Source organism: Sulfuritalea hydrogenivorans sk43H, assembly GCF_000828635.1.
GTDB classification, from domain to species: Bacteria; Pseudomonadota; Gammaproteobacteria; order Burkholderiales; family Rhodocyclaceae; genus Sulfuritalea; species Sulfuritalea hydrogenivorans.
Window position 1 is genome coordinate 2310070 of record NZ_AP012547.1, and the last position, 13150, is coordinate 2323219.

Annotated in this window: 8 protein-coding genes and 1 pseudogene; all 9 read right to left on the reverse strand. The window is 57.8% G+C overall.

All coding sequences use genetic code 11. The features are described from left to right. Positions 1–310: 310 nt before the first annotated feature. Positions 311–1693, reverse strand: a complete 1383-nt coding sequence (radA, locus tag SUTH_RS11160; RefSeq protein ID WP_041099294.1) for a DNA repair protein RadA — start codon at positions 1691–1693, stop codon at positions 311–313. 217 nt (positions 1694–1910) lie between these two features. Then, positions 1911–4133, reverse strand: coding sequence for an AAA family ATPase (locus SUTH_RS11165; RefSeq protein WP_041099296.1), 2223 nt, complete (start codon positions 4131–4133; stop codon positions 1911–1913). Next, on the reverse strand, positions 4130–4591 hold the full coding sequence (locus SUTH_RS11170; protein ID WP_041099298.1) for a VPA1267 family protein: 462 nt from the start codon (positions 4589–4591) through the stop codon (positions 4130–4132). Before SUTH_RS11170 ends, SUTH_RS11165 begins: the two co-directional genes overlap by 4 nt. Then, the gene (gmtX, locus tag SUTH_RS11175; protein ID WP_052473556.1) at positions 4588–5307 is read right to left on the reverse strand and encodes a gamma-mobile-trio protein GmtX; all 720 of its coding nucleotides are present in this window, start codon (positions 5305–5307) and stop codon (positions 4588–4590) included. Before gmtX ends, SUTH_RS11170 begins: the two co-directional genes overlap by 4 nt. Then, positions 5282–8722: a gamma-mobile-trio integrase GmtZ gene (gene gmtZ / locus SUTH_RS11180; RefSeq protein ID WP_052473557.1), complete on the reverse strand. Its 3441-nt coding sequence runs from the start codon at positions 8720–8722 to the stop codon at positions 5282–5284. Before gmtZ ends, gmtX begins: the two co-directional genes overlap by 26 nt. 77 nt (positions 8723–8799) lie before the next feature. Beyond that, positions 8800–10212, reverse strand: a complete 1413-nt coding sequence (gene gmtY / locus SUTH_RS11185; RefSeq protein ID WP_041099300.1) for a gamma-mobile-trio recombinase GmtY — start codon at positions 10210–10212, stop codon at positions 8800–8802. A 153-nt stretch (positions 10213–10365) separates the two neighbouring features. Continuing rightward, positions 10366–11004 (reverse strand): annotated as a pseudogene (locus SUTH_RS11190) (ATPase domain-containing protein); the annotation flags it as partial. Between the two features lie 10 nt (positions 11005–11014). Further along, on the reverse strand, positions 11015–12106 hold the full coding sequence (alr, locus tag SUTH_RS11195; protein WP_041099301.1) for an alanine racemase: 1092 nt from the start codon (positions 12104–12106) through the stop codon (positions 11015–11017). An 8-nt stretch (positions 12107–12114) separates the two neighbouring features. Further along, positions 12115–13029 carry a LysR family transcriptional regulator gene (locus SUTH_RS11200; protein ID WP_041099303.1) on the reverse strand — a complete coding sequence of 305 codons (915 nt, stop codon included), beginning with the start codon at positions 13027–13029 and terminating at the stop codon, positions 12115–12117. Positions 13030–13150 lie beyond the last annotated feature (121 nt).

The window sequence follows — 13150 nt, forward strand, 5'->3', positions numbered from 1 at the left end:
CGGTCTGCGACCCGAACCAAATTCTACCTGCTGGAACGGCGGGTTGACTCAATAAGCCGTCGCCCATGGCTTCATCATTTCAAGCCCGCCACCGCAACAGATCAGCAAGGATCCCAACGAGACTCGTTACTCCAAAACACACGGCCAGGGGCAAGTTGCCCCCATTCCGAATCGAAGTCGTCCATATTTACGGACTTACCGTAGCACTTCAACCGCCGAAACCGTCTACACAGGGTACGCGAGGGCGTGATCCAGAATGCGTGACTTGGTGATAACGACCGCGACCCGTCGGAACTGGCTCCCTCTCCTGTCATCTGTAGGCGTTGACCGCGTCTTCAACCCTTCCAACTGCGATGATCTCCAAGCCTGGTATCTCATGTTTTGGCGCATTGGCCTTGGGCACGATGGCGTGGGTAAACCCGAGTTTGGCGGCTTCCTTGAGACGTTCCTGGCCGCGCGGCGCGGGGCGCACCTCACCAGCCAAGCCCACCTCACCAAAGGCAACCAACTTGCCCGGCAACGGGCAGTTGCGCAGACTTGAAACGATCGCCAGCAGGACGGCGAGGTCGGCTGCGGGCTCGGTGATCTTGACGCCGCCGACGGCATTGACGAAGACATCCTGATCGGCGCAAACCACGCCAGCATGCCGATGCAAGACGGCAAGCAGCATAGCTAGCCGGTTCTGCTCCAAGCCAACCGAAAGCCGGCGCGGATTTCCGTTGGCGCCGTCGACCAGCGCCTGAATTTCCACCAAAAGTGGCCGGGTGCCTTCCTGAGTCACCATCACGCAACTACCTGACACCGGCTTGTGATGTTGCGAAAGAAACAGCGCCGAAGGATTGTTCACCTCACGTAACCCCGTCTGTGTCATTGCGAACACGCCTAGCTCGTTGACGGCACCATAGCGGTTCTTGAAGGCGCGAATCACCCGGAAACTTGTCTGGGGGTCACCCTCGAAATACAACACGGTATCCACCATGTGTTCCAAGACTCGGGGCCCTGCAAGTACGTTCTCCTTTGTCGAGTGTCCCACTAAGCACAACGTCATGTTGCCGCCTTTAGCCATGCGCGTAAGTTGCGCAGCACACTCTCTCACCTGTGCCACTGAACCCGGTGCGGATGTGAGTTGTCCCGACCAGAGCGTTTGTATTGAGTCAATCACTACTACGTCTGGTTTGCACTGCGAGATGGCCGCCTGAATTTTTTCCAACTGAATTTCGGGTAACAAACGCATGTCGTTCCCGTCCAACGACAAGCGCTTGGCGCGAAGAGCGATCTGTTGTGCCGACTCTTCACCGCTCACATATAAGGTGCTGCGCTGCATTGATAAATGCGCTAGAACCTGCAGCAACAATGTTGACTTGCCAATGCCCGGATCGCCGCCAATGAGCACTACTCCGCCTGGCACCAGTCCACCACCCAAGACGCGGTCAAATTCCGCGCTACCTGTCGGCGTTCTCTGCACTTCTGCTGTTCCGACCTCCGAGAGCATCTGCAGCTTTCCGCCAGCTGCCCATGAGTTGAAACGATTACTGCTCTTCGTATCAGTACCTGCCACTGATTCAGTTAGAGAGTTCCATGCATTGCAATGCGGACACTGCCCCTGCCACTTCGGCGTCTGGCCGCCGCATTCGTTGCATGAATATATTGTGTGTGACTTCACTCCCAAACTCCCTCGATTCTTGGACTTCATCTCACCGTCCTAGCGTCAACACCTTGGGGCGCTGCCCCAAACCCCGCGCTCGCCGCGTGGCCAGGGGTGGGGTTATAAAACCCAACCCCACCCCTAGCCACTGAGCATTGGTCGCTACGGTCTGTAAAGGGGCTTTCGCGGCATAAACGGCAACCTCCCCGCTGCGCGGGTCCCCTCCATTTATTCCACGATCCCCTTGACAGCCCTTCGCTCATACCTATGCCTCCTCAAGTAAAGAAGGCAAGGTGATATGCCGCCGCGCCGATGAGGCTGCCGCTCGGATTGCCGCCAGCGTCGCTTGTTCGTCGCCGATCAACACAACTTGGTCAATACCTCGGGTGACTGCGGTATAGATCAGTGTTTGGTCGAGCAAGCGTGACTCGCGGATGGGCACAATTATCCGCTTGAACTGGCTGCCCTGGCTCTTATGGACGGTGATCGCGTAGCTGTGGCTCACCGCCAACATCTGGGTGCTATTCAATTCATACTCGACGCCCTCGAATTCCGCAACACAGCAAAGATCATCCGCATCAGTCACCGGTAGCGCCCGAACTATCCGGCCAAGCGAACCGTTGCGCAGGCCGAGTTGATAGTCGTTCTGGGTATAGATGACCAGATCGCCCACCTTGATCGGTTCCCGGTCCGTTGTCCCGGCGCCCACTACCCCATGCTCTGGATCGAAGCAGAACACATGGTCGGCTCCGGTTTGGTACTTGGCACGGAACGCCGCATTGAGGTTCTTGACGCCTCCTACCCGGGAATTGGTTACGGACAAGATCTGGACGCTGTAGTCCCGTCCGGTGCCTCCCACTTCGGCGTAAATCCGTTGCGTCGTGGCTTCGATATCCTTCGCTAGGCACGGCACGAACGACACGCCGGTATGAGGCTTTCCGGCGTATGTCGCCCAGACAGGTGCCTCATGGTTGCGAATGGCTGCCGCCACCTGCGGAATGCCGCTGGTCACGCTCTGGCGCTTGACCACCTTGAGTTCAGTCTGCGGGATGGAGTCAATGCAAGCCAAGGCATGCAGGACAAGTCCGGGGCCAATCGGGGGCAACTGCGATGGGTCCCCAACGAGGATCAGGCGCACGCCATCGGGCAGATGCCGCAGTAGGCGATACATCAGGATGACATCGACCATGGATACCTCGTCTACGACGACGACGGTGCCAAGCTCGATGCCGCCGGGCTCAACCTTGGTGAGAAACCCGGCGATGGTCATACTCTCCCGGCCGGTGGCCTCGGCCATGCGCTGCGCCGCTCGACCGGCTAAGGCCAGTTGGTAGATCGGGATGCCGGGCTGAATTTGCTCCAGCGCGGCATACAGGGCTTTCAGGACCGTCGTCTTGCCCGTCCCTGCCCCGCCGAGAATCAGACTTAGATGGGCTGCGGCGCACGTCAGGACAGCTTGCCGCTGCTCGGCGGTTAGGCTAATGCCATGACTCGCTTCGTAGCCCGACAGAACATCCTCGAGCGACGCTGGATTGCTGTCCAACTGGGTGAACAACCCAGCCTGACCAGCACCATTCTCGCCACGGATCATTGCACGTAGTCGCTCGGCCACATACCGCTCAATGAAATGGGCGCCCGTAGCCTGGTAAAGGTCGTCGACCACCTGATACTGACTATTGGACCGGCTTTGCTCAATGGCCTTGGTCGCCAGTTCTGGCGAATCGAGCAACCGAACGACAATGGCACGCGCATCGCGGGACGGTAGGCAGGTATGCCCCTGGCTCAGGCCCCGGTAAAGGGCCTCTTCAATAGCCGAGGCGAGGCGGCGGGGATCGTCTGCCTGGATGCCGAAACGCTTGCGAGCAATGTCGTCGACCGTTAACCATCGCGCCTCGAAGCTGATCAGGGCGTAGGGATTGGCCTCTATCTTCGCCTGGGCTTGATCCTGGTAGAACGCAATGACGCTGGCGCCAATCTTCTGCGGGATGCCAAGACGATCAAGCCACAGCAGGGTGCTGGCGACATTAAACTTCTCGAATGCCCGGCAAAGCATGTCAGCCGACTGCTCGTTCAGTATCTCGCAAAGCGCTGGGATGTCGCGATCCTTGACGACATCGACCAGTTCCGACCCGAAGCGCTGGTACAGCTTCGCGGCCTTTACGTGGCCGATACCGACGCACTCGGGATTCGTGGATATCCAATTGATGACGTTGCGCCCGGCGGGACGGATGAGTTCCGCCTTCCGTGCGGCAATCTGGGTTTCATTGATCTTGAAGCCATTAGGCGCAATAACCTCCCGAACCGACGTTGTACCCTCAATAAGCCATTGCTGGCCCCGGTCGACCAGATGTCCATCCGGAATCAACTGGTAGTCGGCCACGACCACATAGCGCTCGCCTGCATCGGTGCTGCCAGCGAAGATGGCGCCACCACACCGGCCACGGCTGCGGATGGAGGCGACGCGAATCTCGGCCGAGATTTCGTTCATGGAGGAAGCATTCGCCCTGTGCGGCACAGATGCTCGTCAAGGTGTCTGTACCGCGCCAGTTGCTCGCGTAGGTCTCCGATCTCGGCACGCAGGGCGGCATTCTGCTCTTCGAGCGCCTTCACCCGCTGTTCAGCCTTGCCTTTGGCTGCCATAACCCGACGTTCCAACGCCAAGGCAGTCGGGTCGTCCTTAGCGGCAGTGGAGGCGTCAGTGCCCCCGATAAGACCTCGCTCACGTAATGACGTCTCCAAGGTCTCAAGAGCAGCCTTTACGGCGGGGTTCTGGCGGACAACGGAGAGAGCAAATCCGCATTCATTGGCGATTTCTGACCGATTGAGCTTCCCGGCACGGGTGTAGTCCTGCCAGTCCCCAGCCGCATCGCGCTCGGCCACCCAGTCGCCAAACTTCTTAACGTTGGCAACTGCCAGTTGCTGCCCGGATCGATTCAATTGAATCATGTACGCTTGCCTTCCTTCGCGGGTGCAAGCAGGGATTGCTGGACGGGTAATCCGAGAATCTTCCTGATGGCGGTTGCAAAGCCTGGCAAGAAGACAAAGCGATCCCGTTCATCAACCACCTCTCCAGTATCTCCCAGCCGCCACATCCTCCGTCCAAGATTCGTCGGATCCAGCGCGGCCTCAAGTGCCTTGTGCTCGCTGTCCGTCAATTGCGCCGCCATTTCGATCACAGCCACGTTCCTGGAACCCTTGGCAATTTCGGCGCCCAAGGGCCGCATATCCACAACCACCTGAGTCTTTGACTTAAGCAAGTTAAGTTCCGCCTTGAGCTTATCGCGCTCGACCAGGGCGATCTGACACAGGCTGCGCACCGCAGGGTCTTCGATCTTCTTCAGGAAGTCGTATCTCTCCGGGAACGTCTTTTTCTGCGGCATCTTGTTCGACTTGGGGCCGTTGTAAGCCGCCCAAGCGTCAATTATATTGGCATAATCCTCGGATTGCTTGTTGTAGATCGCACGCGCCTTGAAGAGCCCATGACTCTCTGCGATGCGCGACATATTGGCCTGGCTCAAGTCGCGAGCGCCCTGGCTGTGACGCGCATATTCGGTCGCGCACAATTCATGCAGCTTGCGCAGCTTTTCGTCCTTGTCGCGGCGATTGCCCTTGTCGAGCAACGCCTTCAACACCTCGTCAGGATGCACAGCACATGTCGTCATCGTTGCGTACCTCCGTGTTGACCATACGCAGATAAACCGGTTTGTTGTCACTAGGCCCGGCCTGCGGCAGCAGGTTATTTAACTTGATCCCAAGGGTCTTTTCGATGCTTGCTTGGCGATCCAGAATCTCTACAACATGACGGCGCGCGAGGATCGGATTGTCCGGATTGATATGATTCTCGAGGGCGCGCATGAAACCGTTGGCGGCAGTCATCTTCTCGTGTTCGCTCATACGTGCAAACGCCATCGGCTCCCTCTCACGCTCGAATGCGCGGTCAAGAATCTGGGCAAACTCAAAAATCGCCGTGCCAGCTTCAAGGTCGGGATAGAACTCGAGATCGGCGATCATCCCGGCTAGAACAAGCAATTCTGAATCAGTCTCCTCAACAACGGTCTGCAGTGTAAGGAGGTCGCCCTGCGCCACCAGCGCGGTCGGACCGTCGGGATTATTCGGCAATGCATTGATGCGCTCGATCGTCCGATACAGGTTAACGATGTCCAGCGTCAGTTCGTTATACTTTTGCGCGGAGGCCTCCAGCATACGCTCAGCGGCACGCAGATCAGAGGCACGATTGAAGGGCTGGCTGCTCGATTCAGTGCGTGCCTTTTCCTTCAGTATGTCGTTACGCGCGCGCTCGCCAGCAGCAACCTGTTCTCCGGCCTTATGGAGATGGTATTGCCGATTATTGAATGTTGCGCAAAGCCCTTTCAAATGCTCCGTTCCTGCGACCTTCCAACGACAGCGCGCGCAATTCCGAACTCCTCCGGGGGTTTGACCGAATGTCCATTTCTTAACGTCATTCCCAGCTTTCTTAAGCACTGGCCCTCCATTGTGGCAGCCGGGAACACTGGCGTTATCAGGCACGGGGCCCGTGTTACCACCCGCTAGGCAGATCCCATCGTGCAGGTAAAGCCAACCCAACGGATTGCGGTCGGAAGGATTTACGGGCAGCACCGTGGCCGGGTCCGCTGCGTTGAAAACGACACGATCTCTCAGTTGCTCCATCCTGAGGCCAGCCAGATCGCGAGTCAGGTTTTCATCCTTTTTCGCATCCAGACGTTCCACCGCGCCTAATACGGCATCCTGAATATGCTTCAGGCCCGGCTTGGTGTAATAGATGGTCATGATGAAGCGTGAATGGCCGACGATCTTCATCATCATTTCAGGCGGCACGTTGCCATCCAGGATCATGTGCGTAATAAGGCTGACGCGCGTAGCGTGCGGCGAACTGGCTGGCTGCCCGCGTTCATTTATCAGCCGGATCGGACTGCCATCGGGGTGGGTGACGTCTTCAGTTTGGAGAATCTCTTCGTAAGCAGCGAGAAGCTTCCGCCAGGCCTTCTTATGCATCCCGCTTGTTAATGGCCACTCGGCTTCGGTCGGCGTTTCGGGCGTGCGAAAGAGGAAGGCCGTATCGGGATATTCATTGCTCTTCTCTTCGGCCTTGACTGTGAGAGCTCTCCTAGCAGGGAGGTCGCGCCAAGCCGTCAAACGAGAGATTGGGTTGTACTTCTGCTGCCAGTCTCGCAGTTTAGCGAACCAATAATACGGGTCGTCAGCTAAGTCGTTCATACGTGGCCAAGGGCACACCATGCCTTTAGCACCCGAACGCCGCCCGATGTCATTGGTCTTGTTGGAATTCAGGAATATGGCGACGGTCGCCCCCATGGTTTCGTCTTCGGGGTCTGGGCGACGGAATACGCCCTGTCGCCTGGGATTGCGCGCCGTGCCGGTCCTCAGCGAGCCCTTATTGGGAATAAATTTGCCGCCTTGCCAGATGAAGGTGTCTGCCTCCCCACTGTCGACCATACGGATCTGTCCGACGCGTGATGGAATCTGGAGCTGGACGAGCACCGCAACCCACCGCACCGGGCTCCACATTTCAAGCACCGGGTCCTGCCCTACTCGTTGCCGCAATCGCCATACGCAATCGGGATCGTTCTTGTCGATGTGGCTTTCCTCGACCTCGAACCAATCGGGACCTTCATTCGAGCCGTCCACGGAAAGTTTTCCCTGTAGGCAACGAACCCAGCACCAGTCCCTGAAATTCGGTCCTAGAGCGATCCTTCGCCTTAGGTCGCTTATCATCCAGTAGGGTAGGACGACTTTGTCGGATTCCGTATTTGCTTTCGCTACGCCGCTCGCGAATAGTTCTGGAACCGGGTTGCGAAACATAGGTAAGGTAATCGGCTCGCCCGAACTCGTATCTGCAAATTCAGGCGTTCTGAGTACCCACCGCAGGAACACGTGAATGCAATTGTTAATCCGAATGCCATGCTCAGCTTGCTGGTGCGAACACGCAGTTGCATAAAAATCCTGCTGGATGTTGCTACGCAGTAGTAGGTCGGCGGGCTTCTTTGGCAACTTCCGCGCAACCAAATAGCGCTCGATGAAGCCAGTAATCGCTGAGATCTTTCCGGAGAGATTCGTTTTTTCACCGTTCATCCATTCGGCGACAAATACTCTCCACTCTTCAAGCTCCGGATCAAGACGTGTGATCCAGAGAAAATCCTTGTCTTCTGATTTTGCCTTCAAAACTTGTGGCGGCTTAGCGAGTCCCCCGGCAACTGCAGCGTCGAACCATTTCTTGACGATCGCCCTGGATGCTTTGAACTCCACAGCTACTTCCTGAACGGTCTTACCGCTCTCAACAGCTCTGATGGCCGCGAGGCGTACAGCGTCGGAATATCGTTGCTTCTTAGTGGTCTTGTGTCCGATTACAGACCGTACGATTCGAGTGGGAACGCCCAGGTCGCTTGCAATCTGAACATATTTCCTCCCCTCCTGAAACGCTTTCATGATCCTCTTGTACTGTTCCGGCGTCAGGTCGGCATCGACCGACGATGCGAGGTAGCAAGCGTATGAGGTGTCGAGATTCAGTTCGCGCGCTACGTCCGTGGGCTTCTCGCCATTGCGAACACGGCGCATCAATTCTTCCTTCGTATCTCGGGGAATGTGTTCAACCTTCTTGACATGCTGGGTCCAATTGTTGACGGTGCTGACGCTCACGCCGATCCCTGAGGCCACCGCTTTTTTTGATTCCCCGTTCTCAACCCGACGAACAGCTTGTTCTCGGACATCTTCATCAACACTTCGCTCTCTTGTCTTTGGTGTCAGGTACTGTACCTTCCCGATAGTGAGGCCCATTGCCTTTGCGATACTCACCTTGCTTTCGCCGGCTTCTAAGCGACGCATAATAATTTCGGTGAGTCTTTCATCTGGACGTTTCTCAGTCTGAATGTGCTTGGTCCACTTGCCGACGACGCTTGCACTGATCCCCATCGCTGCGGCTACTCGCTTTCTCGATTCCCCTTGCTCGACCTGACGAATAGCTTCTTTCTTGATCTGCTCGTCGATTTGCGCTTCTCTTATCTTTGGCGTTAAGCGCTGCACCATGTCGTATGGAAGGGCCATTGCTTTCGCAATAGTTGCCTTGCTCTCACCAGATCTAAACCGGCGATCAACCTCGCCACGAACCTTCTCTGGGATTCTTACTCCCATATTGATCCCAACCTCAAATCGGCAGTTCGCCCGATGAGGCCTGTATTTGACGGCCCTTCCGAATTCTCTTCAGCAAGTTTCCTGGCCCCTGCCTGCAAGGCGGTGGCGGCCTCATGCAATTCAGGCTGCGTATAGACTTTCTGACTCATAGGTGAGCAATGGTGCATGATTCTTTGGATGATCACCGGATCGATCCCGCCACGCCGCGCGCGTTGTGCATAGGCGTGGCGTGAGCCGTGGGCTGTTGTACCGTGCGCCTTGCCATACACCAACCCGATGCGCTCCACAGCTGATTGGAGCGCCTTGAGGTAGGAACCAATGCAGTAGACTCCGCCGACGGACGCTCTGTCCAAATTGATGAAGGCAAAAGGATGATGCCGCTCAATAGAGGCCACCTGCTCCAGATAGCGGCTCCAGATTTGCATGAACCAGCGACCATAGAGCTCTCTTGGAAACCAATGCACATTCATGAACCATCGCTCATCGAGTGCGGGATCTTTCCAACCAGCATGCATCCTCCCTCGAATAAGATTGCGTGGTGTCATGCCGAATTCGGAGGCCAAGTATTCGGCTCGGGTGCCGCGCTGTCCAGAGAGGTTTTCCCAGTGGTTTGGGGCAACGCCCAGGCTGGGATGATGAACCGCCACAAAGGCAATCAGCGGATCATCCCAATACGGTTGAACGTCAGCCATATACAAGTGAAACGGTTCGCTGACTCGCAGACCACCACCAAATAGCAGCAAAGTAATCAGCATGCCTCGATAGTCACATTGGCCCGAGACACGAAAGCCCTTGAAGAGCAGTTCTTCAAACCGATCCTCCGGGAACATGGGCGGGCGCTTCGGGAATACCTTGGGCAAGCGCTCGCCCCGAGTAACCCTGCTTCTCCGCCCGGAGGGATTATCCGACCAGACATGCCCCAAGAACGCTTTACTCCGGCGGTAGTGGTACGCATGCAGATCAATTCTCTGGTCATACACCCCGCCCTTGTAAACAGGGTTGAACTTGGCAGCGCGCGGCCCTTCTCCCCGCGCCAGCCAGTCAAAGAATTCGCTGAGCTGGGTGATCATGTAGTTGGCGTCCTGCCCCTCGAATGGCGCCCAATACAGCCCGCTCGAGTCTTCAAAGGTATTTCTGTCAATCGTGCCGAGCTTCAATGCATTGGCGAAATTTCTGAAGAAGCGCCATTCCTCCTCACCAGGCATGGCATTCACTTCCAGATACTCTAGGAACAGCTTTACTGCTCGCAGCAGCTTGTTTTGCCATGACTGACTGCGCCGCATGCTGAGGCAATAGTCAATCAATGAGCGCAACGGGCCTTCCGCCGTCATCAGCACCGGGATTTGCATCGATGCCCCTGTGTTGTCAGAGACAATCTTTGCATTAACTGTGGCAAATGGCATTTGCTAACTCAATCCAATACATAAGTGACGACTCATAATATGTATTATAGGCGTCAATATGATATTTTTTACGGCAAATTTTTTTCGCTTATTTGCTCTGAGCCCCCTAAACCGGGGTGCTGACTTTGAAAATATGTATCGTCGGCCGGGGTTAATAAGGATCACGCAGGTGCCGCTCTGCTTGGCGAAGCGCGTCAGCTGCGCCGCGCATTCGCGCACCTGGGCCACCGAGCCGGGCGCCGATTGCAACGCATCCGACCACACGGTCTGGATCGAGTCGATCACCGCCACGGCGGGCCGCAAGTTAACCAGCGTGGCGAGTATCTTTTCCAGATTGATCTCGGCCAGCAACTGCATGCCGCCGACATCGAGCGTCAGGCGGCGGGCACGCAGGGCCACCTGCTCGCCGGACTCCTCGCCGGAAACGTAAAGGACATTTTCACTGGCCTGGGCCAGGCGAGCCAGGGCCTGCAGCAGCAGCGTCGACTTGCCGATGCCCGGGTCGCCGCCGATCAGCACCACGCCGCCGGCCACCAGACCGCCGCCCAGCACGCGATCGAATTCCTCGACGCCGGTGGGCTGGCGCGGCTCTTCACGCGGACGAATCTCGGCCAGGGCTTGCACGCCGCTGGTGCCGCCCAGCGCGGCAAAGTTGCGCCCGGCCGGCTGCACCGCCTCGATCACCGCTTCTACCAGGGTGTTCCACTGTCCGCAACCGGGGCACTGGCCCTGCCACTTGGGCGAACTGGCGCCGCATTCGGTGCAGGAATACTGGGTTTTGGCCTTGGCCATCAGATCACCGTCAATTAACGTCGATGATCGGCACGCGCGCCGCGAGCGCGCAAAACATTTCGTAAGCGACGGTACCGGCTGCGGTGGCCACATCATCGGCCGACAGATGCATGTCGCCGGCGCCGCCCCACAAGGTCACCGTAGCGCCAACGCCGACTGTTGACGGCAGTTCGCTCAGATCGACACATATCTTGTCCATCGAGACGCGGCCCAGCGTGCGTGTGCGCTGCCCGGCCACCTGCACCGGCGTGCCGGTCGGTGCATGACGCGGATAGCCATCGCCGTAGCCGCAGGCGACCACACCGACGCGCATGGCCTTCTCCGCGACAAAGCTGCTGCCATAGCCGATCGCGTCGCCGGGCGCCAGTTCGCGTACCGCGATCAACTCGCTTTCCAGCGTCATCACCGGGTGCAGGTCGAGTTCGGCGGCGCTTTGCATCGCGGGAAACGGCGATGCCCCGTAGAGCATGATGCCGGGGCGCACCCAATCCCCGATGGCCTCCGGAAAGCGCAGCAAGGCGGCGGAATTGGCCAGCGATACCGGCAACTCGCGGCCACCGGCCATGGCACGAAAGTTCTCCAGTTGCTGCTGGATGCCACGCGCTTCGTCGGCATCGGCAAAATGCGTCATCAGCGTCACGGATGCGATGCAGTCGGCGGCAACGAGCCTGGCCAGCATCGCCGCGAATTCGTCGTGATTGAAACCCAGGCGATTCATGCCGGTATTCAGTTTCAGGTAAACCGGCAGGCGTATCGGCAGGCATGCTTCAACCAGCGCATCCACCTGCCAGGCCGTATGCAGCACCGGCGTCAGCTCAAGTTCGGCATACAAGGGCAGTTCGTCCGCCTGATAGAAACCCTCCAGCATCAGGATGGGATGGGTAATTCCGGCATCGCGCAGCGCCACGGCGCCTTCGAGTTCGACCAGCGCATACCCGTCGGTGGCCTCGATCAAGGCACGCGCCGCAGGCAACAGGCCATGACCGTAGGCATCGGCCTTGACCACGCTCCAGACCCTGGCACTGCCGACATGGCGCCGTACGACATTGTGATTGTGACGCAGCGCGGACCAGTCCAGGCGTGCGCGTATCGGTCGCGCCATGCTCCGCCCTAGGCTGTCTTTTTCGAGATCAAGGCGCGCAGCCGGACAGAGGCGAATTCGACGAAGGAGGCTACCAGCCGCGAGCGGAACTTCTCTTTCGGATACACCATCGAGAGCGTGCGGATCAGGCGCGGCTTGAGCGGTATCGCGACGATGTCGCCCAGCCGCTGTTCCTTGGACACTGAAGCGCGCGATGCGATGGCAAAACCCAGTCCGGTTTCGACGACGCCGTTGAGCGCGATCGGGCTGCCGAGTTCCATCACCACGTTCAGTTGGTCGAGCGCGATGCCCGAATGGCGAAGGTAGTTTTCGGTGAACTCGCGCGTGCCGGATCCCGGCTCGCGTGAAATGAAGGCATGTTCCAGCAATTTCTGCGGGGTCAGCTCCTTGTGCCGCGCCAGGGGAAAGCGCGGATGGCAGATCACCACCAACTCGTCATCGCAGCACACTTCGCATTGCAGGTTCGGCTCATGCGAGAGCGACTCGATGAAGCCGATGTCGATGGTGTGCTCCATGACCCGATTCTCGATCGACTCCGAATTGCCGACGATCAGGCGCGAACGCACACCGGGGTAAGTCGATTTGAATTCGCCAAGAATTCCCGGCAGCATGAATTCGGCGATCGTGGTCGAGGCGCCGACCATCAGGGAGCCGCTGATCTCACCGGTCAATTCCGACAGGCGCACATCCATCTCGGACGACAGGCCAAGGATTCTTTCCGCGTAACCGAACACCACCTCGCCCGCCGGCGTCAGTGCAATGCGTCCGTGGCCGCGATCAAAAAGCCGCGTATTGAAGTGCTCTTCGAGCTGCTTGATCTGAAACGTTACAGCAGGCTGCGTCATGAACAGCACTTCGGCCGCCTTGGTAAACGACAACTGCTTGGCAACCGCGTGAAAAACCTGGAGCCGGCGATCAGCCATGGGAACCACCTCCGAATTTAAGAATTTCCATATTCTAAGTATTCAATCACAAATCATCCGCCATGAGCGCAATTTATGCCTCCGCTGCTTGCGAAGGAGGCGGCATCCCCCGATGGGATAT